The sequence below is a fragment of the Flavobacterium marginilacus genome, assembly GCF_026870155.1.
Lineage (GTDB): Bacteria > Bacteroidota > Bacteroidia > Flavobacteriales > Flavobacteriaceae > Flavobacterium > Flavobacterium marginilacus.
Genome location: NZ_CP113975.1, coordinates 3135652 through 3161247 on the forward strand (window position 1 = coordinate 3135652; position 25596 = coordinate 3161247).

At 38.4% G+C, this 25596-nt stretch carries 12 protein-coding genes; all 12 read right to left on the reverse strand.

Translation table 11 applies throughout. The features are described from left to right. Positions 1-160: 160 nt before the first annotated feature. Positions 161-2575: a glycoside hydrolase family 2 TIM barrel-domain containing protein gene (locus tag OZP07_RS13275; protein ID WP_281635466.1), complete on the reverse strand. Its 2415-nt coding sequence runs from the start codon at positions 2573-2575 to the stop codon at positions 161-163. Between the two features lie 121 nt (positions 2576-2696). Then, positions 2697-6191 carry a malectin domain-containing carbohydrate-binding protein gene (locus OZP07_RS13280; protein ID WP_281635467.1) on the reverse strand — a complete coding sequence of 1165 codons (3495 nt, stop codon included), beginning with the start codon at positions 6189-6191 and terminating at the stop codon, positions 2697-2699. 207 nt (positions 6192-6398) lie between these two features. Continuing rightward, positions 6399-9128 carry an alpha-d-galacturonidase gene (locus OZP07_RS13285; RefSeq protein ID WP_281635468.1) on the reverse strand — a complete coding sequence of 910 codons (2730 nt, stop codon included), beginning with the start codon at positions 9126-9128 and terminating at the stop codon, positions 6399-6401. A gap of 148 nt (positions 9129-9276) precedes the next feature. Then, positions 9277-10161 (reverse strand): sugar phosphate isomerase/epimerase family protein, encoded by an 885-nt coding sequence (locus tag OZP07_RS13290; RefSeq protein ID WP_281635469.1) that lies wholly within the window; start codon positions 10159-10161, stop codon positions 9277-9279. A gap of 88 nt (positions 10162-10249) precedes the next feature. Beyond that, complete coding sequence (locus OZP07_RS13295; protein ID WP_281635470.1) at positions 10250-11398, reverse strand: sialidase family protein; 1149 nt, start codon at positions 11396-11398, stop codon at positions 10250-10252. 140 nt (positions 11399-11538) lie between these two features. Continuing rightward, a complete protein-coding gene (locus OZP07_RS13300) occupies positions 11539-14295 on the reverse strand; it encodes a glycoside hydrolase family 78 protein (protein ID WP_281635471.1) in 2757 nt (918 codons plus the stop codon). A 67-nt stretch (positions 14296-14362) separates the two neighbouring features. Beyond that, complete coding sequence (locus OZP07_RS13305; protein ID WP_281635472.1) at positions 14363-15064, reverse strand: hypothetical protein; 702 nt, start codon at positions 15062-15064, stop codon at positions 14363-14365. A gap of 36 nt (positions 15065-15100) precedes the next feature. Next, positions 15101-16837, reverse strand: a complete 1737-nt coding sequence (locus tag OZP07_RS13310; protein WP_281635473.1) for an MGH1-like glycoside hydrolase domain-containing protein — start codon at positions 16835-16837, stop codon at positions 15101-15103. A 260-nt stretch (positions 16838-17097) separates the two neighbouring features. After that, on the reverse strand, positions 17098-19557 hold the full coding sequence (locus tag OZP07_RS13315; protein ID WP_281635474.1) for a glycoside hydrolase family 95 protein: 2460 nt from the start codon (positions 19555-19557) through the stop codon (positions 17098-17100). Positions 19558-19634: 77 nt separating this feature from the next. Further along, entirely contained in the window at positions 19635-20960 is a 1326-nt protein-coding gene (locus OZP07_RS13320) for an IS110 family RNA-guided transposase (protein WP_281635475.1), read from the reverse strand. Positions 20961-21202: 242 nt separating this feature from the next. Further along, positions 21203-22630, reverse strand: a complete 1428-nt coding sequence (locus OZP07_RS13325) for an acetylxylan esterase (protein ID WP_281635476.1) — start codon at positions 22628-22630, stop codon at positions 21203-21205. 66 nt (positions 22631-22696) lie between these two features. Continuing rightward, on the reverse strand, positions 22697-25477 hold the full coding sequence (locus tag OZP07_RS13330; protein ID WP_281635477.1) for a glycoside hydrolase family 78 protein: 2781 nt from the start codon (positions 25475-25477) through the stop codon (positions 22697-22699). Positions 25478-25596: the final 119 nt, after the last annotated feature.

A 25596-nucleotide genomic window follows, 5' to 3' on the forward strand; every position in this document is an offset into this window, starting at 1 on the left:
TTCCCGCATAAGGGATGGAAATGGCATCCTTTTCTTTTCCTTCTTTAGGAAAAGAAAAGATATAATGGACAGCCCGACCCGTAGGGATATGCCCAAATAATCAACAAAAAAACTCCATTATCGCAATGGAGTTCTAAACAAAATTTATTTTCTTAAAGCCTTATTCCACTTTCACATCAATCGTTGCCGGCGCAATTCCATTTCCTGTAGAAGCTTTTAACTGAATCTTTTCCTTCTTTCCATTCGATTGGATGATAGCGATGCATTTTCCGTTATAGACTTTGCAGGAACTCGCCTTGAACGAATCCAAACCTGCCTGATAACCGTTGTCAACGCCCACTAATTTTCCGCCTCCTGTCACTTCAAAATGGATTAGGTCATTGGCATTTGGCAAAAGATTTCCATCTTTGTCCTGTATCGAAACGGTCACGTAAACCAAATCATAAGTGTCATTTTTGACGGTGGTTTTGTTGGCTTTCAAATCGATTTTAGAAGCTGTTCCCGCAGTATAAATTTCTTTTTCCAAAACTACTTTTCCGTCTTTTCTGGATATAGCTTTTAGCGTTCCCGGTTCGAATTTTACACGCCAAAAAATATGCAAATCATCGTTTTGTTTGGATTTTTTGCCTAATGATTTTCCGTTCAGGAATAATTCCACTTCATCGGCATTGTTGTAGTACGCCCAAACGTCGACTTCCTGATCTTTTTGCCAGTTCCAATGCGGAAAAATGTGCAGTACGGGTTTCTTTGTCCATTCGCTTTGATACATATAATAGACATCTTTTGGAAGTCCCGCCAAATCGATGATTCCGAAATACGAACTGCGCGCCGGAAATGGATATGGGTCGGGTTCGCCTATATAATCAAAGCCGGTCCACACAAAAGTACCAGCAATGTAATCAGAGTTTTTTATGGCTTTCCAGCTTTCTTCGTGGGTCGAACCCCAAAATGATTTTACATTATCATAAGCCGAAACCGTCCAGTCTGCATTGCCATCAAATTTCTCTCCGTATTTAACGGGCCAAGCTTTAACCACGTCTGAAGGCTGGTCATAATGTCCACGGGTTTCGAGAGCCGAAACAGTCTCGGAAGCAATTATTTTTTGTCCCTTGAAACGGGCTGGAAATGTTGTGTAATCTTCGTGTTTGTAATTGAAGCCTAACAAATCCAAAGCACCTGACTGATAAATGAAATTCTTCTCCGGAACATTTTCAGTCAAGGCAGAAGTTACGGGACGAGTGGTATCGAAATTTTTTACGATTTGCGCCAATTCTTTGGTAATCGCAATTCCGGTACTGTCAAATTGTTCACGGATTTCATTTCCAATGCTCCACATCATCACCGAAGGATGGTTGCGGTCTCTTTTAATGAAATCTTCCAAATCCTGTTTGTGCCACGCATCCCATTCTTTGTGAGCATCATTTTTTACTTTTGCTTTTTTCCAAACATCAAATGCTTCGTCCTGAACAATGAAACCCATTTCATCACACAATTGCATCATTTCCAATGAATGCGGATTATGTGACATTCTGATGGCATTCGCGCCCATTTCTTTTAGCAAAGTCAGTTTTCTGCGGACGGCGTGAATGTTTTCTACCGACCCCAAAGCACCGTTGTCGTGATGCAGGCAGACTCCGTATATTTTGGTTGGTTTTCCGTTTAAAGAAAATCCTTTTTCGGCATCAAAATTGAAATATCGGAAGCCAAGAGGCGTTTCGTAATTGTCCACCAATTTCGAATTTTCATAAATTTTGGTCAAGACTTTATACATATACGGACTTTCAGGACTCCATAATCTTGGCTGATTTATTGTTAAATCGTGAATCTTTTTCTCCGATGTTTTGGCTCCGATTTTTTCTATAGAAGTGGCATTTGCAACTTCAACGTTATTTGCATTTACAATCGAACTAACCAGCTTGATTTCTTTTGCGGAAGCGTTATCATTGTCGATACTTACTTCGAAATGAACAGTCGCTTTTTCTGCAGAAACTTCAGGCGTGGTTACATAAGTTCCCCATTTTGCAACGTGCAATTTTTCCGAAGCAACCAATCGCACATTTCTATAAATTCCGGAACCTGTGTACCATCTTGAATTGGGCTGTGCATCGTTATCGACTTTTACAGCGATGATATTTGCTTTGCCAAAATTCAAATATTGCGACAATTCATAAGCAAAGGAAATGTACCCACTAGGGCGCACTCCCAACGAATGTCCGTTGATGAATACTTCACTATTTTTGAAAACACCGTCAAATTCAACCGAAACGGTTTTGTTTTTCCAATTGGCAGGAACGGTAAATACTTTGCGATACCAGCCTATTCCAGCAGGCAAAAAACCCTGTGCCTGTTTGGTTTTACTGTCTTTATCGAAAGCTCCTTCAATGCTCCAATCGTGTGGCAGTTGCAAGGTTCTCCAATCGGCAGTACTGAAATTGGCGTTAATAGCCTGTGGATAATCACCTAATTTGAAATTCCAGTTTTTGTTGAAGTCTTCGACGATTCTTGCTTTCTTGGCTTGTGCGAAACAGGCCGTTGAAATCAATAATACCAATACAATTCCTATTCTTTTTATCATTGTAATTATTTTTAAACCATAATAAGTCATTTAAGTTTTAAAAGTTTTTGGCACGCAGATTTATGCAGATTTCTTTTTTACTATGACGTCTATTTTCTTTATTCTTTCCTCTATTCTCTTCTTATTGAAACTCAAAGGAATCCAACAACAATCCTTTCATATCGTCTGATTCCAACGTAATTTTATAGGTTCCCGCATTGATGTAACCGCCGGAAGTTGTATTCAGGACTTTCCATTTTTCGGATGCCGAAGGAAATTCAATCGTATCATTTCGCATCATAATTCCGTAAGCGTCTTCCATTTTAAACTTCACTTTGATTGGTGTTGCATTTCTGTTCATAAATTTGAAACGCATCAGGTAAATTCCCGCAACGCCCGGTTTTACCTCAAACTGAATGCTGTTGTTTGTTTTGGAAGTGAATTCAATATAATCGGCTTTTTTAAAATTTCCTTTTTCGATTCCGGTTCCGGTTGTTGTTGCTTTTTCAGCTTCGATAAGTACAACGGGTCTCGAATCATTTTTTTCTCCCATATCGTAAGTTGGAACGACCGCCATTGTATTATTTTCGAAACCTACTATCTCTCCTTTTTTAACTTTTTTATGGAAAACTGAGAACTCGACTTTGTTTGAATTTCTAGCCGTTCCCGTCATTTTTTTATAACCCGAAACAGAATCTTTTGACGTGTTAAACAGATATATTTCTGAATCTTCCTTGGCTACAAAAGAACCTGAAACTTTACCATTGGATGGAATTTGCAGATAATCGGCACCAAATAATTCCGATGGCAATTGGGTAAAAATAACTTCAGAATCTAAATATTGTTTCGAATTGATGTCCAACCAAGAACCGACTTTAGTTTGTGAATTCGCCACAACATATTGAATCTTTTTAGGCGAAGCCGAAGCTCCTTTAACCGTTTTGTCTTTGGTTGCAATCGCAATTGCCGAAATAATTGCCTGACCTGCTTTTACGTTCGGGAATGAAATATTGATTTTTCCGTTTTTGCTTTTTACAACAAATGTTTTCTTCAAAGCAACATCGTGACCAACCTCACTCCAAATATCCAAATCTTTCAGCACCACATTGTCATTGATAGCTACGTCAAACAAACGCCAGCCTTTGCAATCCATTCCGCCACCGGTTCCGTACCAAGGCTCAGTGAAATACAATTCAACCAAATATTCTCCATCGGGAGCAGGAAATTCGTAACGCAATTTGTCCATTCCGTATCTAAAACTTTGGAACAAATTCCAATCTTTGGTTCCTGCAATTGGGTCGAAAGTGCTGCGTTGACTCGCGTAAAAATCAGGCAATTGTTTGAAATTATCCGTCCACGACAAAGAACCCCAGGTGTTCTCTCCACTTTTATGAACATCTGCATTCCAAATATTTCCGTTAGCATCCTTGATTTCGCTTCCACCACTATTCACTCGGTAAATATAATTGTAACCTTTTTGAGGTTGCAACAAAGTTTCTTTTTGAGTTTCCAATGCACTGAAATTGGGCGCTTTTGGCAGACTGTTCAAAACGATATAATCTTTGGCAACCGCTTTTCCGTTTACATAACCCACGGCATACAAAACATTGTACTGAATATTAACGTTATTAAACTGAAAATGCTGTCCCAAGCCCGGATTTTTCAATTTGCCCAATGACGATTTATTGACATCATTGAACAACTCCACCTCATCACAATTGGAATACACATCAATACCGTTTTTTATCCCTGCAGATTCCCAACGGCTCGGCCAAGTGTGCGAAACGATATAGACCATCGGGTTGGTTTTGCTCGAAACATAATTAGCACGGTACATATAGTAGGCATCCAAAGGTTCTCCCCAAATACTGAAAAGCCCTTTGTAATTCACGGGGCCGACCTTGTCGATATCTCTGAATCCCTCGCCGTTTTGAACACGACCCGGATTTTCGTGTGAGGCAAAAATCCAATTGAATTGCCCTGCGATTTTATTTTTTACCGATTCGGCTTCGCGGACTTTTATTTCCATTAATTGTGAAAAACGGTTCTCACTCAAAGTTCCTTTTTGGTCAAATTCACCTTCAGTGTGGAGGTCGTGCGAACGCCAGGCACCGTATTCACCGTTTAATAATTGGGTGCTCATTTCAACATCGTAATTGAACGGATCGCCACCATAAGTTCCCGACCAGTTTTGAACGACATTCCAATCGGTTCCTTCACCGCCGTTACAGGTTGTGACGATACGTTGTGAAGCCGACATCGGATCCATTTCTCGGATGATTTGGGTGCATTCTTCCGCAAATTCCTTCGGAATGGTGCTTTCGTTTTGCAGTCCCCACAATACGACTGATGGATTATTTCGGCGTTCCTTAATCCATTCTCTCAATAAGGTTTTGAAATTCTCTTTGAATTCGGGTGTGTCGTACCAAATATGTGCCGAAAACTGACTCCAAAACAGGATTCCGTTTTCGTCTAATTCTTTTTGGTATTCCAAATTATGCGGTTGGTGCGCTTCACGAAAGGCATTAAAACCACCCGCTTTTATTTGTTCGATTCTCGAATGAATCTGCTCGTTTGAAAACGAATGGCTGTTCCCTATCAAGTGTTCGTATTCGCAGGTTCCGTTGATGAATAACGGTTCATCGTTGATGTAAAAACGGTTGTCTTTTCCGTCACGACTCACCGGCCAACTTACCCAACGAATTCCATAAGGAGTTTTTATTTCGTCTATTTTTTTTCCGTTTTCAGAAATTGTAGTGACCAATTGATACAAATAAGGATTTGAAGGTGACCATAATTTTGGATTTGCAATTTCGGGAAGTGTTTGCGCTATTATTTTTGTTTCGCCTGTAACGCTATTTAATTCCGTTTGAGAAGAAGTGACTTTCTTTCCTTCTTTGTCAAAAAGGGTATTTACTATCGTTAAATTTAGATTGGAATTTCCGTAGTTTTTGATTTCGGTAGTAACGTTCAAAATCGCTTTTTCTTTGGAAGTTGTTTTGTCATTCCAAACGTGAATCCCGAAAGGCTCAATTCGGACTTCATCAGTAACGACCAAAGTAACCGGTCTGAAAATCCCCATTGGCTGAGAGCCTTCTGAAAATCCCCACTCTCCGGAACATCCACCGCAAACCCAAGGCAAGTCGGCAATGAAAGATGGATGCGATGCTTTTACGATTACGTTATTTTCTTTTTCGAAAGAAACGGCTTTGGTAATATCAATTGTAAAAGTGGTTCTTCCGCCTTTGTGTTCGCCTACTTTTTTGCCATTTATCCAAACGGTGGCATAGGAACTTACACCTTCAAAAAACAGGAATAATTGTTTTCCCTGGTCTTTTTTATCTAAAACCAGACTTTTGTGGTACCAGGCGGTTCCGTGTAAATTACCGTGTTTGGTCCTTCGAAATCCATAATATTGGTCCCAGTTGTGAGGTACGTTTACTTTTTGCCATTGCGAATCTACTTTTGGGTTTTGTACAAAAGCTTCTTCCCTTTCCGAAAGATTATCCAAAACAATGGTTTCCCAAGAGGAGTTCAGCGAAACTTCTTTCCGAAACTTCGCCGATTCCTTGTTGCTTTGGCTCCATACCAAGCAAAAACTTGAAAAAAAACAATAAATAAAAAAAACTCTCTTCATATTTTTAAACCTTTTTAAACCATATAAGTTATTGAAGGTCATTTAAGTTTATTATTCCAAAGACCTAACAAGTTTTGAAAACCTGTTAGGTATGGTGTTCTTTGCGTGAGGGATAGAGGCGGTATCCTTTTATGAAGCGATAGCGGAATAAAAGATAAAGCCGAAAGCCCGACCCGGAGTTTTTCACGGTGGGTCACGCCCAAATTCTTAATAAAACAACCAGTCTATCGCTCCTTTTTCACCTGCGTCGATATAACCAACATCACGTGGCGTAACGGTTTGATTGGCGTCTATGAATCCTAAAATCAATACCCGGCCTTTGCCCAAATCGAGTTTATTTTCGCCCGGCTGGAAGGTGTAGGTGTGAATGTTTATTCTTGGCAATTCTTTTAAATTCATTGCACTTGCCAGAATTACCTCGGCCTGACCGTGTGCATTTCCTGCTGCGTCTGTCTCTAAACTTGGCGGAAATAAAAATCTTTTCTGATCACTGTTGAAATAACCTACCACCAGTTTTACAGCTTTGGTATTTTTGAATTTCAGGTGTGTTCCGTTTTCATTTTGTGCCGTTTCCTCGAAAGCGATTCCTTTCAGGTTTTGCAGTTCAGGAGCTATTTTTGTCAGTTCCGAAATTGGCGTTCCGTACACTTTTGTTCCGTTTTTGACTGCGTAAGTTCCTTTGGTTTCGCTTAACAAAGTTACCTCAGCAGGCAGCCACGGCTTACCTTCTTTGGTTGCGATTTTACCATCTTTGGATGATTTCAGCAATTCTAAATTACGTTTGAAATTGGCTAATTCGCGTTCGTAATGCGGTAATAACTCTGCCCAGGTTTTGTTATTTCCGTCGTCTCCTCCAATCGGGATTCGGCGTTGTGCGGTCTGCATGCTGTTGGCGTACAGATAACTGTCTTTTGTTAAACTGACCAATAATTCGTAATGCTTTATACTTTCTTCGAGATGCGGAAGCGCTTTGTCTAAATCGGAAATATCGTTGGAATAACTGTATCGTAAAACCAACATCGCGGCTTTTACTTTCTCCGAAAAGAAATCAGCGAAGGCTTTGTAAGCGTGCATATCGTTTTTAAGACGCAAAAATTCTTCTTTGTCTTTCGTAACTTTTGGTTCTGCTTTATCGATGGCCTCAACAGCTAATTTTCCGTGTTGGGTAATTTCAGCAATGATTTGTGTTGGCGTTTCTCCAACGTGAGGTTCTTTGTTCCACTCTTTCTTGGCATATTCCAAAAGCAATTCGCCGACAGGTCCGCAAGATTCGTGGAATCCCGGATATACTCTCCATTTAGCCGGGTTTACCAACTGGCTTTCGAACATTCCCAACAGTAAAGTCTGGCGGTTTCCTTCTGTGATTCCGAAACGTCTCAATGTTTTTGGAGCAATTTCTCCAGATTCATCATATGCTTTTTGGATATTATTTGCTGCTTCTAAATCGGTTCCAAATTTTGCTGCCAAATCATTATCCCAAAATTTAATTTCTTCGTTTCTGTCTCTCTTACTATCCCAGGCATATCTTGCCCAAGCTTTATACCAAATCCAGTCACGATCCATTTCTAATAATCGTTCGCCTGTTTTGGTTTTGTCTGCCGTGTAAGGCCAGTCCCAATAGGATGCCTGTGGGTAAAGGTGCAGTGCATTTGCCCCGTGAGCTGTATGCATTGCCTTAACCGTTTTCTGGATAAAATCAGGCGATCCGTAACGGAAAGGTTCCAGATTAGCCAGAATATGTACGTTTTCTATATGGACAGATTTTAGAGAACTTAGTTTTTTATGAATTTCTCCCCAAGGTCCTCCTGGTGTATAAGTCGTCAATGATTCCCCATTATATTTGTGCATCGTGTATAAATTTTTATACAACGGAAGTGCTTTTTCCATAACCAAAGGCGCATCAGTATCGTGAGCACGAACAATAATTGGCGGTTCTTCGGTCTTTCCTAACGCTTTCATACCGTCCTGAACGCCCGGAATAATGGTTTTATTGAACCATTCCACATCATCATCGATTGTATTGATAGCTTCTCCCAAACAAACCAAAAGTCCCACATTAGGATATTTTTCGATAAATGCTGTGATTGATTTTTTAGTATAATCAGCGATTTCGGGAGTTATTGGACGTGAACGATCCTGTGTTTTAATGTTGTAATGCTCTGCAAATGGTTTGGAAACAATGATGTTGTAGAACATCTGAATTACCCAGATTCCTCTCTTGTTAGCTTCTACGGTAAGGTAGTTATAAATTTCTTCGTTCTTTTTGAAATCTTCTTCGCTTACTTCGAGTGCAAACGGATAATCTTTTAGTTTAACCAAAGAAGCAAATGGATGTCCATTCCATAAATACAGGGAATTCATTCGGTTTTCGACCATCATATCCAGATACTTTGTCCATAACTTTTTGTCATAAAACCAAGGAAAAGTTGCCGGTGTATAAGGATATTCGTAAACATCACGACCCGGAAGATAAAACGGTTTCTGGACTCCGATACATGCGCCTCTCAAGACCATTTCAGGGCTGTCTTCGATATTGATTTCTGACGGAATTTCGCCTGAAGTTTTGATTCGGTCAGCCAATTCCATTGCGCCGTATAAAGCTCCGGTAGCATCAGTCCCTTCTATGTAAATAATATTTTTTTGAGTGCGGATTTGAAAGCCCTCTTTCTTTGTTAATTTCGAATCATCGATTTTGGCGTTTTTGGCATTTTGTTTCCAAAAATCAGTTCCTTTTTCGCCAATAACGATTATTTTGTCTTTTGATTTTTTTAGTTTGTCTGAAGAAGTGACTTTTAGCCCTTTTGCTGATAAGGTTTCTGCTAGTTTTTCTGCTCCATATTTTGCTCTTGGGGCATTGGCATCACGAACAATGTTGATGTTTTGCGCTGTTGCGAAAGTGGTACATAATCCTAAAAAAAGTAAGCTTAGATATCTCATTGTATTTTTATTTTTTGACCACAAATTGCACAAATTAGCACAAATTATAATCGTGATATTTTGCCACAGATTACACGGATTTAACGGATTTTCACAGATGGATAGAAAAATTCTAATTCGTGAAAATTTGTGGAATTTGTGTTTCTTTTTAATTCTGAAAAATTTTCTTCAAATACGCTACATTGGCTCCGTAATTGGCTTTTACGTTATGCACTTGCGTTACGTCACGAGAGCGCTCTACAATCAGCCATCCACTCCATTTCATTTCGTCCAGCGTTTGTTTGATTTTTGGCATATCGACATTTTTATCGTTTTCCAGCCAAACATTATCTGTTACGGATGCGTGAATCTGTGCCAGATGTTTTTTGCCTAAAATCTTTAATTCGGTTGCAATGTCTCTTCCGTTGTCTACGGCATTGGCAAAATTGAAAGAGCTTTTGATGTGTTTACAGCCAATTTCTTCCAATAACTTTTTTTCGTCAGTAGCGTTTAATGAGGTTTCAATAGCGATTACGCCTCCTATTTTACCGACTTGCTTTCCGGCCCATTTTAATCTTTCGATAATAATTGGACGCAGTTCCGGATTTTTAGTCAAATCACTTTCTGTTCCCAAAGGCAGATAAGCGACTTTTACCTTCATATTTTTCATTGTTGCCACACAATCGTTTATCATCAAATTGATGGAATCTCTTTTGGCAAAGGACTGAGCGTAAAAACCGGACATCGCAATGGAACTGATTCCGACTCCTGTTTCTTTGGATTTATCCAGAAACTTTTGCCTTTCAATCGGGTCGCCTAATTTGCTGTCGAAGGTTGGTCTTTTTCCCAAACCGCCCATATCAAGTTCGATTCCGTCTGCTTTTATTTCGCTTGCCAGACCAAAAGCACCAAGTTTTTGTCTTTTTAAAATCATCCAGTCGCAAACGGCTACTTTGTATTTTTGCTTTTTATTGGATTGAGCAAAAACTGCACTATTGAATGTTCCTGATAGAACAACCAATGCAACAATCAAGCTTTTTTGAAAATTTGACATCCTATTTTTATTTTTTACCATTAAGATATTAAGAAAATTAAGTGTTTTACTTAATGAACCTTAATATCTTAGTGGTTAATTTTAAATTTTATTCCTCTTCTGCTTTAACGGCTTTCACTTCCTTGCCTTCATCGCCAGGCCAGATTCCGTTTTTGATTGGAATAGCAACCAGTTTGTTTGGATCAATTTTTACGTATTTCAGTTTTTGTCTTCTCCAGGTGTACACGATATGCACCATTCCGTCTGAACTTTGAATAATCGATGGATAGGAATACTGGCTGATTTTTGAGTCTTCCAAAACTAAAACCGCATTCCAGTTGATTCCGTCGTCAGAAATCGAAAGGTTCAATGGCGTTCTTGGCCCTTTAGATTCAGTTCCCGGAGGAAGAACGTGGTTGTAGACTAATAAATGTTTTCCATTTTTAAGGGTTACTGCATCGGTACCTGAATTATTATTTGGCAATCCGATTAATTCTAAAGGCGTCCAGGTTTTTCCGTTGTCTTTTGAGAATGTGCTGAAAATAGCTCTGTTCTTGGTTCTTCCGATTGCCTGAATGCTTCCGTCTTTATGAAACAGAATACTTGGCTGAATAGCATTGATTTTTTGTTTACCTCTTGAAATGGTATCGCCCATCACCCAGGTTTTCCCAAAGTCCGGAGTTGATTCCATACGCAGATGCCAGCCATTTCCTTCGGTACTTGAAGGAAGCAGTAATGTTCCGTTGCTCAACAAAACCGGTTTGTTTTTGATTGGTCCCAGAAAATCTTTACTTGGCATATCAATCTTATCAGACCAGGTTTTTCCGCCATCAGAAGAAGTTCTGTAAACACCCCACCATTCAGATGGTTTTGGTCCTATTTTATAAAACAGCATCAAATCGCCATTTGGAATTTGGTACAAAACTGGATTCCATGTTGGAAATCTTGTTCCGTCAGGCATCACGCCATCCGCTACTTTAACTGCTTCTCCCCATTTGTCAGTACCTTTTGGTTTGATGGCTACATAAATACAAACATCAGGATGTCTTTCGTGCGAGCCTCCAAACCAAGCTGACACTAAATCTCCGTTCGCTGCTTCCGCAATAGTTACAGCGTGGCAGGAAGGATAAGGCGCTTTTTCGAAGATAAATTCATCTACCAAAATCCCTTCTTTCCAGGTCTTTTTTTCTAAAGCCGATTTACAGCTTCCCAAAAGCAATAATCCAAAAAAAGCAATTGTTATGTATTTCAATTTCATTATGTATTCTTTAAAATAGTATTAGATTTATTTTCAGCATTTTACACAAATATCAGGCTGCAAAATTTATTAAGTGTAAAAATAACACTAAATAAATGATTTTGCAACCTGTACAGTCCTGAATTAAGGAAAATGTGTTTTTATTTAACATTCAAAACATAAGAACCCGATTCTAAAGTCAGGACTATGTTACTGTTTTCTGTTTTATAAGAAGCGGAAGATTTCTCCAGTTTCTGATTGTTTACCGTTACCGATGAAGCATTCGCTGTTGGGAGATACACTACTGCCGATGAATTGGCCGGAATGGTAATTTTCCACTGCAGGCTATTTTTGTTTTTCTTCCAGTCACTTTTAATTAATCCATAAATCGATTCGTAAGATGCGTTTACAAAAGTCAGTCCGGCGTTGAAATCAGGCTTCATAATGATTTGTTTGAATCCCGGCATCTCAGGATTGCTTTTGATTCCTGCCATATTTTCGTAATACCAGATCATTAAATCGCCCAAAAGCATCACGTGGTTTTGAGAGTTCATTGATGGGTCGGCAGTGTTACCGTTCCATAATTCCCAAATAGTGGTGGCTCCGTTTTCAACCATAAATCCCCAGCTTGGGTAGGTTTTGTTGGAAGCTAATTTGAAAGACAAATCACCTCTTCCAAAATTCGTCAGCGTTCGCATCAAAAATTGCGTTCCAATGACACCTGTACTGATATGCCCTTGTTTGGTCACCTCAACTTCGTGCGCCATAGTCTGAAATACTTTCTCTTTTAAATTTTCAGAAACCATCCCGAAAGCCAAAGGCAGAACATTTGCAGTTACGGTATTATTAGCGTAGTAATTTTTTTCGGTATTTAAAAATTTTGCATTAAAAGCTTTTTTGATTCTTGTTGCCAAATCATCATAATACGTAATATCTGCGGAATCGGCATTTGAGATTTTAGCGAACTTTTTCATTGTGTTCAAAAGCTGATAATAGAAAGCACTTGACAACAATTGTCCGTCCGTCATACGAGCAGGATCTTTCGAACGGATCAATTCCAATGATTCCGGCGGAACACACCAATCACCGTATTTATCCTTGTCCATTAAATCATTTTGCAGATAATTTTCTTCCATATACAGCATCCATTTTTTCATAGATGGGTATTGCTTTTTAATCACTTCTGCATCCGCAAATTGCTGGTATAGCATATCAGCAACCGTGATATAGGTTCCCGGCCAGGTCACATTATCACCATAATAACGCCAAAATGCCGGCGCCACATCTGGCAATCCTCCGTCTTGTGTTTGCGAATATTTGATATCATCGAGCCATTTGGCATACAACGTCTGATTGTTGAATAAAAAACTTTCGCCATAAGCACCTGTCGTACGATCTCCCAGCCAAGGCTGACGCTCGTTTCGCTGTGGACAGTCGATTGGCATTCCTTTGTAATTCCCGCTGATTCCCCACTGTGCATTTTTGAAAATCTGGTTCATCGTCGCATCCGAAGATTCGAAAGTTCCTGTGGTTTTGATATCATCATAAACCACTTTTCCAACGAAATTATCTAAAGTTGGTTTGCTCGGAAAACCTGAAATCTCCACAAATCGAAATCCGTGGAATATAAAACGTGGTTCCCAGATTTCTTCACCTTCACCTTTCAACGTATAAACATCGGTAGTTTTCGCATCACGCAAATTGGCAATGTACAACGAACCATCAGCCTGTAATGACTCGGCAAATTTCATTGTAACCTGATCGCCAGATTTTCCTTTGACTTTCAATTGTAGCCAACCCACCATATTCTGACCCATATCTAAAATATAAGTTCCTTTGGCAGTCGCTTTGATCGAAATTGGTTTTACTTCGCCTTTTATTTTCATATTAGGCGTCATCTGCGCTTCATAAAAACCGCCCGGCTCCTGAACATATCTCGCATTTACCCAGTTTTTATCGTCAAAATTGGTCGTTGCCCAGCCTTTCATTTCCTTTCGGGCATCGTATTCTTCTCCGTCGTATTCGTTGTTCGACAAAATTGGTCCGTCGGTGGTTAACTTCCAGGTGTCGTCTGTTCGGATGATGTCTTTGGTTCCGTCGGTATATTCTACAAACAACTGCAAAGCCATTTTCGGGAAACCAAAAGATTTGATTTTATATGGCTTGTAGTCCTGGCGCATTGCAAAAAAACGTCCGTTTCCTAAAATCGTTCCGAGCATATTTTTGCCTTCTTTCAACTGCGAAGTCACATCAAAAACATTGTATTTTACGTTTTTGGTATAATCCGTCGGAACGGGTGCCAAAACCTGATCGCCAATTTTATTTCCGTTAATGTAGAGCTCGTACAAACCCATTCCCATAAGGTACACTTTGGCACTTTTGACTTGTTTTTTAACGTCAATTTCTTTTCGTAGATAACGTGCCGACAATCTCGAATATTGGGAAACGCTATCGTCTTTCGACAATTTTTCATATCCAATCCAGCGTGTCGATTTCCAGTCGGCATAAGTTAGAATTCCGATACTGAAATGGGCGTTTTCTGTAGATTTTATTTCGCCTTTATTCGTAAAAACGATTACTTTCCAAAATGCATTATCTCTGTCTTTTAGCTTTTTTCCGTTGTAAATAATATTGACAGATTCATAGCTTGTTACTTTTCCGCTATCCCATAAATCGGCTTTATTTGCATTCAGATTTTCCAAAGTCGAAGCAACCATAATTTGATACGCCGTTTGTTTAACATCATTCACATCCGATTGTATCTGCCAGCTCAAACGTGGCTGAACCACATCGATTCCTTCCGGATTGTTCAGCATTTCGCATTGCAGATTCGTGACACTGATTTTATTTTGGGCTTGCGCCAAAGAAAAACAGAGTGATGCAATGAGGATGAAGGTATGTAGAAATGTTTTTTTCATAATTTTAATTTTGCCACAGATTTAAAAGATTTTCACAAATTTTAAATTCTGCTTTTATTGAATCTAATTAATTTAAATTATTTGCTTTAATCCAATTTTCTAAATTTTGATAATATTCAAATAATACAGAGTGATAATCATCCTCATATAATTCTCGGTTTTCGACTTTAATTTTTTTCCAATGAGAAATCATTTGCTCATTTGCTTCATATAAAATTGAGTCAATGCTTTTAAGTTCTTTTAATTCTTTTGAATAATCAAAATCATCATTTGGATCAGCCAAAATTGCTATCTGTTTCCCAATAAAAAAATCTACCGCATTAGGATTTATATTGTTATTTATTTTGTAGTTAAGCTTTAATAATTCAAGATCAGATTTATTAAATTTATATTCATAATAATCTAAAATAAACTTTTCCCTTTCAAATCCTAAATCCAAATAAATTGGCAACATTTTAATATGGTCAAGGCAATTTCCAAAATGGTCTAATAAGTTCGATGAAAAAAAAGATAACAGAATTCTATTTTGTAAAATAGTATTATTTAAACCACCACTTATATAACAATCCTTTAGTCTTAAATATACGTGAAGCATTTCGTGAGTAAATGAACTTTTACACAAATTATTTTTATCTATATAAAAAATAATATTTTTATTCTGTGAAAAGCAACCATATTCATTTGTTAAGGAGTTTTCAAAAGTTACATTAAAGTTCTTTTGAATTTCATCCCATAAATTCTGATTTCGGTAGTCTAAAAGTTCTTTCATTTTATACGATTTTTTATTATCAAGACATAGATAATTCTATTCCGCCACTAATTTCTCTAATTTTTCCGAAACTGCAATTTCCTTCCCATTCTTAAAAATCCTAAACCCTTTTCCTTTACCGTATTTCTCTCCGGTTTTATCCCAAAGAATCGTAATGATATTCCCGTGATACAACACATTATCCAAACAAAACCAATCCCATTTTTCTTGTGGAATCAACGGATTTACTTCAATTTTTTCATCCGCTCTTGGGCGTAAACCAACTAATCCTGTAATCATCAAATCATTAAAAGTCGAATGGTTGTAATAACGGCTTCTTTCCCTGTCGCCCATTAGCCAATAGCCCGTGATTTCGTCCAGATATTCCCCTAAATACGGTTTTCCACGGTAATATTGTGACTGTACATACAATTCCATCTGTTTGAAATAATCGGTTTTGGCAACAAAATTCTGATTGTAATCATTCAATACATTTGCCAAAGCCGTCAACGTCTGTGAAGTGGCAAAAGGCCAGATTGCACCGTCCCATTCGCAGGTTCCGGTTCCGTGAGTCCTGAAACGCGGACTTCTGCGCTCGGCAGTCGTCAATCCAAACGGTGCCGAAAATCCTTTTTCATCCTTAATCTGCTCCCAGGCTTTTTCAAAACCTTTGTTTTTTTGTGGCAGGTTAAAATACCACGGAATAAATCCAATCGCTTCTCTCACCTGCGCCAGCGTATCTTTTTCTGTAAAAGTTTCAAAAAATTCACTTTTCGGATTCCATAATTTGGTTTCTACCAATTGTTGCAAAACATCGGCTTTGTCTTTGAATTTTGCTTCCGCTTCCTTATCGCCTTTCATCCCGGCCATTTTTGAAATCGCCATCGCATTGCCATACATATAACTGTTAATCGTCGGGCGTGCATTCTGAACTTTACGTCCGCCACTCAGCGATTCTTCCATTCCGTCCTTTACATCGTGTTGCCAAAACAAACCATCCTTGCGCTGACGGTCTTTTTCCCAAACCGCATAATCCGTAACCATATCCGGGTACATATCCAGTAAGAATTTGGCATCCTTATTCACCAAATACCGATTGTACAAAGCATCGGCAGTCCAGCTGCTGAATTTATACAACTTATTCATTGGTTTTCCATCATTGCCACGGTACCAGATTTTCACATCCTGCTCAATGTATTTTGGATCGTGAACCCAGCGAAATTCATTGATATGATGCCCAACAGCACAAGCAATCAAATTATATTTATCGGCATACGAACGATCTACCAAAAACTCTGTAATTCCGAAACCAAGTGGTGTTTTCTTAATGTGCTTGCGCGCGCTCCACCATCTAAAATAATAGATTTCCTCAAAATTCTGCTGAGGACATTCAAACAACGGAATATTCTTTTCCATCCACGCCCACGCACTGTCATTCGGAATCGCAAATTTCAGATTCTCATCTTCCATCGTGTTGAAATAATCCACATAATGCTTAAAGTCCTTTTGCTTTAAAACCACTGCTTTCCCTTTCTGCGAATGTCCCGCACCCGATTTACAACTGCTTAATGAAGCAATCAAAATTGTAAAAGCGATTATTTTATATTTAAAATGATATAACATATTCAAAATGATTATTTTATTTATTTGGGCGTGCCCCTCCGTGAAAAACTCCGGGTCGTGCTGTACGTTCCCGCTTTTTTTTGTTCGGCTGAAAAAGCCTCTCAAAAAAAGAGCTCCACTGCCATCACTCACGCGGAAGACGTTCTCGGTTTTCCACTTCTTTTTTGTCATCCTGACGAAGGAAGGATCTCCGCAAGTAACTCTACAATCTAAATCTTCAATCTTTGTCGATCTTGCAACGGAGATTCCTCGTTCCTCGGAATGACAAACTAAACTTATTATTCATACTATTAATGTTTTGAAACCTCTTTTCTCACAGTTTTGTCATTTCGACGTAAGGAGAAATCACATCCGATATTCCTCAACAATAAGTCCTCAACTTGTGTGATTTCTCCTCCGTCGAAATGACAAACAAGACTTGCTATTTATATTTAATTTGCAGAAAAACTATAAGTCTCCCCAGCTTTCATCTCCACATCATACACATTGTACTTCGGTAACTGCACTTTAGGCAGTTTCGCTTCTTTAGAAATAATCGGCTTTTTCACCTCAACATCATAAAACAGCGGATTCGGGTTTTTGCCTTTTGCTTTTTTAAGCGTAATTCCTTTGTCAGCTTTCAAAGTGTTTTCCAGTTTCAATCGGCAGTTTCCTCCTAGTTTGGAATATATTTTCAAAGTCGAAACTTTATTGTTTTTCCAGGTCATATCAATTACAAATCCGCCTCGGGTTACCAAACCTTTTATGCTTCCATCTTTCCAGACTGTTGGCAAAGCAGGCAGTAAATGAATCGCATCTTCCTGGCTTTGCATCAGCATTTCGGCAATTCCAGCAGTGCATCCGAAGTTACCGTCAATTTGGAACGGTTGGTGTGCATCGAGCATATTTGGATACGTTCCGCCACCTTTTCTTTGGTCTGCGGTTACCAAATGCAATTGATCCTGAATAAGTTTGTAGGCGTGATTGCCGTCTAATAATCGTGCCCATAAATTCACTTTCCAGCCCATTGACCAGCCTGTGGATTCATCTGTTCTGTAAATTAAAGATTGTTTTGCTCCTTCAAATAATTCAGGTGTCTTAATTGGCGAAATCTGATTACTCGGAAACAAGCCATACAAATGTGAAACGTGTCTGTGATTGTCTTTTGGATTGTCCCAATCGTCCTGCCATTCCTGCAACTGACTGTGTTTTCCGACTTTCATCGGAGCCATTTTATTTAATGCATCCTGAATTCTTTTCGTAAAATCAGCATCAGGTGAAACCAGTTTCGAAGCTTCGATTACGTGTGTAAACAAATCAAAAACCAATTGATTGTCCATCGTCGTTCCTGATGCAATAGTAGATTTTCCTGTTCCGCCTGCGTGTGTATTTTCAGGAGAACTTGACGGTACTACTACCAAATAACCCGTATTTGGATCGGTTATCATAAAATCCAAAAAGAAATCGGACGCCCCTTTCATAATCGGATAAATCTCTGCTAAATATTTTTTATCGCCTGTGTACAAATATCTTTCCCATAAATCCTGACAAACCCAAGCACCACCAGTCATCCACATTCCAGATGCAGCCGAATCAACCGGAGCCGTTACACGCCAAATATCGGTGTTGTGATGCAGAACCCAACCGCTGGCGTTGTACATCATTTTTGCTGTTTCTGCTCCTGAAACGCTCAACTCTTTTGCCATCTGGATAAAAGGCTCGTGCATTTCCGAAAGATTGGTTACTTCTGCAGGCCAGTAATTCATTTCGGCATTAATGTTCGTCGTGTATTTACTGTCCCAGGGCGGTGTTACCATATCGTTCCAAATCCCCTGAAGGTTTGCTGGCTGTCCGCCTGGCTGTGAACTTGAAATCAGTAAACAACGTCCAAACTGAAAATACAAACTTGCCAATTGCGGGTCAAATTCTTTCTTGAAATCCCTGATTCTTTCGTTGGTTGGTTTCTTGGCATTTTCATTAGTTCCTAAATCCAATGAAACTCTGTTGAAGAATTTTTGATAATAGGCAACGTGTGCTTTTTTGATATCGTCAAAACTTTTTGGCAATGCCTGTTCCAAATACGATTTGCTTTTTGCAATTTCATCACCCGTGATATCCTGATAGTTTTTGAAATTAGTCGCTATCGAAATGTAAAGCGTCACTTCATCGGCTTGGTTGATACTTAGGATTCCGTTGCTTGCCGAAACTTCTCCGCCTTTATTTTTAGCTTCCAGTCTGCCCTGAAATTTTACTTTCCCTTTTACATTTTCAAAATTGGTTCCTGTTCCCGAAAGGATAATTTGGTTTCCTTCAGTTGACGGAACGGTTTTGTCAATCGGGCTGTTCATAAAAACATTACAGGTAATTTGTCCCGGTTTGCTTGCCGACAATTTTACCGCAATCACCTGATCTGAAAATGCGGTGATGATTTCGCGGGTAAATTCTACGCCGTTTACTGTGTATTTTACTTGTGCAGTAGCATCCCCAATATTCAAATCTCTATAATAATTCGAATATTTTTGATGTCCAGGAAACGAAATATAAACGCTTCCGAAAGTCTGGTAAGGCATCCCGTCATTGGTCTGCGACATAATATCCTGCGTCGCCAAATCCTGTGCCTCATCAAATTTCCCGTCAAAAATAAGTTGCCTTACTTTTGGTAAAGCATCAATTGACTTATTGTGTGCATTGCTGTTTGGTGAACCTGCCCAAATGGTTTCTTCATTCAATTGCAAACGCTCCACAGCGGGATCACCAAAAACCATTGCGCCCAAACGCCCATTACCCAAAGGCAAGGCTTCGTTCCAAATGGATGCAGGTTTATCATACCAAAGTTTTAGTTCGCTGTTTTGCGCTGTTGCAAAGGAAAAAATCCCAAAACAAATAGCAGTAATTTTACTTCTTAACTTCATATTTTTCATTTTATATTTTAGCCACTGATTCACAGATTTTAATTCACATAATCTGTGAATTCTATCTAACTCTTTTTTTAAATCACTGATAAATAATTAGTTTCTATTTTGTATTTTTTTATCATTTTATTTATTTGTAAAATCTTTTTAGTCTTCATTTCTTGAATATATTCTTCTGTATTAACAGGACTATAATGCGTTCTTTTCACAATCATATTCCACATTATGATGGCAATTTTTCGAGCTGTTGCCGTGATTGCAGCCCCTCTTCCTTTTTTGTATGCAACTCTTTTAAAAAACAACATCAAATACCCCTCTTTTTTCCTGTCAATTGAATTGGCTGCATTTCTTAAGGTCAATGCAAATTTATTTTTGCCTTTAGGAGTTTTACTGCTCAATATTTTCCCTCCGCTAATTTTATTATTAGGAGCTAATCGAAGCCAGCTTACAAATTGTTTTGCTGTTTGAAATTTGTAAATATCAGTTCCTACTTCTGCCAAAAAACTTGCAACTGTTCCTTCGCTAATGCATTCGATAGCAAATAAATCTACACCAAATAATTTGCAGCAATGAGATTGAACATCCAGTTGTATTTCTTTTTTTCGACTTCTGTTCTTTTTTACCATTTCGATATTCTCAGGTAAGACAATTTCTTGTGTCTGCTGTTGTAAAACTTCATTTATCTTTAGGCTGTTTTTCTTTATTTTTTCTTGTATAAAAAGATAAATATCAAAACAATCCGATAATTCATGTAATAATTCAGGATTGATTTTTCCTTGTAAAGCATCCGCTATTTCCTCCTTGCTTTTCTTTACTGGTTTGTCGCAATTCTCAGCCAATTTTTCACCAGATGTTTCTCCAGACAAAATAGATTTGATGATTCGAATGCCTGAAACTCCTACAATATCGCTTATAGCAACATCTAATCGAAAATTCATTAAACGTAATGCTTTTTGCATTTTGTTTACATATTTGACACTTTCTTCCACCAAACTTTCGCCATGTCGATGTAACGTTCGAATTTGCAAAGTACTTTCGCAAGGAAGGAAAGATCCTCTCAATAATCCTAATGAATGCAATTTCTGTATCCATTGAGCATCTTTTACATCGGTTTTTGCTTTCAAGTTTTTTGTTTGGGTTCCTTGAACCAAAATAACTTCAAATCCTTCACTTTGTAATAACATGAATAAAGATTGCCAATAACTCCCAGTGGATTCCATGGCAATGGTTTTGATTTGATTCGTTTTAAGAAAAACAACTAATTCAGTTAGTCCCGATTGATAAACATTGAACTCTTTAATTTGATTGTCTTCTTGTCCAACTGCAACAAAATGAGATCGGGAACCAACATCAATTCCTGCCGCATTTGTATTTAAAACTTGCATTTTTTTAAAATTTTCCATAAATCTGTTTTTTAAAAATGCGAGGAAATGTAATATCTTTGCTAAAATTATTCTATACGAGATAACAAAATGTTTCATCATTAATTGTCTCAAAGGGCCTCCTACCAGAGGCCTTTTTACATTTCTACCAAAATCTGTGAGGGGATAGATTCACCATTTTACAAATAGGCTTCACACGCTTACACAAGTTAGCAACTCTTTGTCAAAGTCACACCACTTTCTTGAAATCTGTGGCTAAACATTTACTTCTTAACCTCGTAAACCTTCAGATTTTTTTCCCCGAACATTTCATATAATTTGTTAATGTCTTTCAATGCGTTTTTCGGCAGATTTTCGGCTTTATTGCCAAAAACATATAATTTATCGTAAGGTTCAATCACGCAGGTTGATTCGTCGATTTCGCCTTTTTCATTTTGTAATTTCTTTAAATCCAGACCTAAATATTTTGCCATAAAGGGATACAACGCCATACGTTTTGAAACCCCAAAATCGTGTCCTTCATTGGCAAAATGGGCATTTTCAACCAAATCTTTCTTGCCGTAAAAATCATAAGTTCTTTGAATAAAAGGGAATTCCAATTCGGGAACGGCCAGTGTCCAGTCTTTTCCGTCGGAAACAATCAATTGTGGTTTTGGTGCCATCATTGCCGAGATTTCAGCATTATTGGTTCCGTTACCGCAAAGGTGAATTCCCCGACCGCTTTCGCAGGGACATCCTCCAGAAAAATGTGACGAAACCATCACCACGGGTGCCGAAACTTTAATTCGGTCATCCAAAGCCGCCAAAAACATCGTATGCGAGCCTCCGCCAGAACCACCGGTAACGCCAACACGGGTCATATCGACGTTTTTCTGAGTCGATAAATAATCCAATAAACGTATTCCGCTCAAAACCTGAACGGTCGATGCAATGCTGTTTCGGTGTATTTCTTCGGGAAATTGAAGCAACGATTCGCCCCAGGCAAATAAATCATAACTCACTACGATTGCTCCCATTTTGGCCATTATGGCACAACGGTACTGCTCGTCTTTTCTATATCTTCCGTCACCAAAATGTCCATCGGGCGTTAAGATAACTGCCACTTTTTTGTTTAGTGGATACGGTTTATAGATCGATCCTGTAGTATAAACGCCCGGAAGAATTTCAAGTGCGATGTTCTCAATACTGTAATCTTTGTAAATTCTTTTTGGAGTTAAAATTGGTTTTGATTTCGGCATTGGCGGAGCCTTGTCCAAACCAAATGACGTAATCATACAGGCTTTTATTTCTTTTTTGCGCGCTTCCCATTCTGCTGCATTCGAGTACAAAGTCGTCAGATAGTTTAAACGCTCTCTGCCTTTATCGACCGAAACTTTATGGTTTTCATATTTACGGATGATGTAACTCCCATCCGGCTGTTTGAAGTACATCAACTCAAACGGAGCCAAAATATTCGTTAGTGAAATTGGCAAATTTCCCGGTTCAATTCTCCAATCGGCATAATCGAGTTCCTTTCCTTTTAGCAAACCGCGATCGTCATTGATGGTAACCTTAAAAATGGTTGCAATTTTTTGAAGCGTTTCCGAAACCGGTCTCCTGAAATTGGTATCCGAAGTGCATTGCGCGTTTGCTAAAGTCAATGTAAAAATTGAGATTAGTAACGTAAAGGTTATGTTTTTTAAATTTTTCATTTTTATTTATTGTTAACTTCAAATCAGACCTAACAGGCTTTAAAAACCTGTTAGGTCTCCCGAAAACTATATTTTACATTCAATTGTATAAATTCCTGAACCTAATTCTAAAGTTGATTTTTTTGTTTTTTCATCAAAAACTGTACTAACCGATTTTTTATTCATTTTAATTTCTGAATCATTCGAAACCGGCAATTTTATGGTCGCCGATGTATTGGCAGGAATTTCTACTTTCAGGATTAATTTTCCGTCTTTCTTTTCCCAAGCCGAAGCAATTTTTCCATAAATCGATTGGTATTCCGCTTTCGCGAAAGTCATATCGCCTACCACTTCCGGCTGAATGAAGAAATGCTTGAATCCCGGATTGTTGGAATCAGGCACAATTCCGGCAAGGCTTTGGTAAAACCATTCTTCGATTTGTCCCATCATAAAGTGATTCCACGAATTTCCTTTTCGGGGATCCCATTGTTCGGTCAGAGTGGTCAAACCAAATTTTATCTGAAAACCATAACCCGGCGCATCATAATGGTTGTTCATTTTGTACATCGTTTCGTTTTCGCCATTTTGTGCCAAAGCTTGAAATAAATAACGGTTTCCCACATCGCCTGTCGTCAATCGGTCACCTTTGGCTTTGATATCGGCCAATAAATTCTGCATCACGGCCTCTTTGTACTGCGGTTCCACTATGTCCATAAAAACAGGAACAGCGTTACTAAACTGACTATTTGTACCGTATTGTTTGGTTTCGGCATTAAAAAATTTGTCGTTAAATGCCTCTTTAATGTCCGAAGTCAAAGCTTCATATTTCGCAATATCTTCCGTTTTGTTCAACAGTTTCGCCGCTTTTGCAACCAAACTCGCTCCATAAAAATAATGACTTGTTGCCGAAAGTGCAATCGGGCTGTTTTTGGAATATCCGGCCGCGTGTGTCCCGTAATCGTACCAATCGCCCAATCCGTGCGAAACAATGTGGTCTGTTGCTTTTGTACCTAAATAATCGACATACTTTTTCATTACGGGATAGTATTTTTCGATTAACGAAGCATCACCGTAATATTCGTAATACATCCACGGCAAAATCACGCCGGTTACCCCCCATTCCGGAGAATCCGTAAAGTCGCCTCCAAAGACAACATATTCGGGAACAATCGTTGGAATCAAACCATTGTCACGTTGCGAATCGGAAATGTTTTGCATCGTGGCAGGAATAAAACTTTCCAAATTATAATTGAAAAGCAATCCAGGACCATTTAAATGAATTTCTTCTATCCAACCCAATTTTTCGCGTTGCGGACAATCGGTGAAAACGCTTTGAAAGTTACTTTTTATGGCATTATTAATCAGCCAATGTGCTTTATTGAAGATGTCATTGGAACATTCAAAAGTTCCCGCTTCTCCCGCCGAATTGTATATGAAATTTGATTTCAAATCAACCAATGTCGGAAGATTTTTGTCCTTGTCTTCTTTGTAATTGATGTTCTCCATCTGAACATATTGATAACCGTAATAACTGAAATTAGGTCGCCATTCTTCGATGCCTTCCCCTTTCAAAGTATAGTCATAATAATACGGTTTTCCAGTCTTTCCTTGTCCAACCGTTCCGTCTTCATTCAAGCTTTCGCCCACCCAAACGCGAACCGTTTGTCCTTTTTTCCCTTTCACTTTAATAGTCGGAAAACCGGAAAGATTTTGCCCCATATTAAAAATATAGAAATTAGGTTTCAGCTCTTTGGCCTCCTTAACTTCATATTGTTTTTGAACGATAATTGGTGATGTCGTTTGTGCTCTCAAAATTCCTTTTGGCGCTTCCTGAACGACTACTTTCTTCCAATTCGAATCGTTAAATCCTTTGGTGTTCCAACCTTTTTGTTCCAAATTGGCATTATAATCTTCTCCCCCAAAAATGCTGTTGTAGGTAATCGGGCTCTTGCTGTATTTCCAGCTTCCGTCTGATTTTATGATGTCTTCTGAACCGTCTTTGTAAACCACTTTCATTTTGAAAAATAAAGTCGGCGGACCAAAACTCACGTAAAATTTCGAATAGCGTTCGGCAAGCGTATTGTACATTCCGTTTCCTAACAACACACCGATCACGTTTTCACCATTTTGCAGTTCTTTCGGACTCAATTCATAAGTGTTGAAATTGACCGTTTTGTCGTAGTCCGACCACAAAGGCGCAAATTCGCTATTGCCAATTTTTTTTCCGTTAATCGTCAGTTCGTAATGTCCTAAACCTGAAATGTAAACTACAGCTTCCTTGATTTCTTTTTTTACTTCAAAAGGTTTGCGAAGCATAATACTTCTGCGGGACAAAGAATCGGAAGCGTTGATTAAAGACGCTTTTTTCTCTTTGTTGAAAGTAGCGGTGTGGTAATTTCTGCCTTCCGGCAAATGACTGTCAGCCTTTGTAATTGCCCCGATCCAAGTCGGATTCAAAGCCGATTCTGAAGGTGCAATTCGGAAAGAATTAATTTTACTCCAAACCGAAGATTTTCCGTTTTGATTCCAAACTTTTACTTTCCAAAAGTATTTGGCTTCATTTTTTAAAGAAGTACCTCCATAATTTATTTGAAGATTTTTATCCGAGTTTACTTTTCCGCTGTCCCAAACATTGCCTTGATCTTTTTTTAGTTTTTCTTCCGAAGACGCGACTAAAATTTGATAAGCTGATTGTGTTACATTTAATTCTTTTGAAACCAATTGCCAACTTAACCTTGGATTATTTGTATTTACAGCCAATGGATTTTGGGTCATTTCACAGGTCAAATGTTCAGCAGAAATTTGGCCGTTAGAAATAAAAAAGAAAAAAAGAAAAATAAAGGTTAATATGGATTTTGAAATATTCACTTTGTAAATTTTTAATTGAACCATTAAGATATTAAGAAAATTAAGTGTTAGCGTCTTTATTCTCTCAAAATAAACTCATTAAGCATTCAACTTAATTTTCTTAATATCTTAATGGTAAA

What these genes read in the sequence shown, in the direction of transcription:
- OZP07_RS13300 (WP_281635471.1), bottom strand. Translation starts at nt 14,295, where the DNA reads ATGAAAAAAACATTTCTACATACCTTCATCCTCATTGCATCACTCTGT.
- OZP07_RS13295 (WP_281635470.1), bottom strand. Translation starts at nt 11,398, where the DNA reads ATGAAATTGAAATACATAACAATTGCTTTTTTTGGATTATTGCTTTTG.
- OZP07_RS13305 (WP_281635472.1), bottom strand. Translation starts at nt 15,064, where the DNA reads ATGAAAGAACTTTTAGACTACCGAAATCAGAATTTATGGGATGAAATT.
- OZP07_RS13315 (WP_281635474.1), bottom strand. Translation starts at nt 19,557, where the DNA reads ATGAAGTTAAGAAGTAAAATTACTGCTATTTGTTTTGGGATTTTTTCC.
- OZP07_RS13320 (WP_281635475.1), bottom strand. Translation starts at nt 20,960, where the DNA reads ATGGAAAATTTTAAAAAAATGCAAGTTTTAAATACAAATGCGGCAGGA.
- OZP07_RS13290 (WP_281635469.1), bottom strand. Translation starts at nt 10,161, where the DNA reads ATGTCAAATTTTCAAAAAAGCTTGATTGTTGCATTGGTTGTTCTATCA.
- OZP07_RS13285 (WP_281635468.1), bottom strand. Translation starts at nt 9,128, where the DNA reads ATGAGATATCTAAGCTTACTTTTTTTAGGATTATGTACCACTTTCGCA.
- OZP07_RS13325 (WP_281635476.1), bottom strand. Translation starts at nt 22,630, where the DNA reads ATGAAAAATTTAAAAAACATAACCTTTACGTTACTAATCTCAATTTTT.
- OZP07_RS13275 (WP_281635466.1), bottom strand. Translation starts at nt 2,575, where the DNA reads ATGATAAAAAGAATAGGAATTGTATTGGTATTATTGATTTCAACGGCC.
- OZP07_RS13280 (WP_281635467.1), bottom strand. Translation starts at nt 6,191, where the DNA reads ATGAAGAGAGTTTTTTTTATTTATTGTTTTTTTTCAAGTTTTTGCTTG.
- OZP07_RS13310 (WP_281635473.1), bottom strand. Translation starts at nt 16,837, where the DNA reads ATGACAAAAAAGAAGTGGAAAACCGAGAACGTCTTCCGCGTGAGTGAT.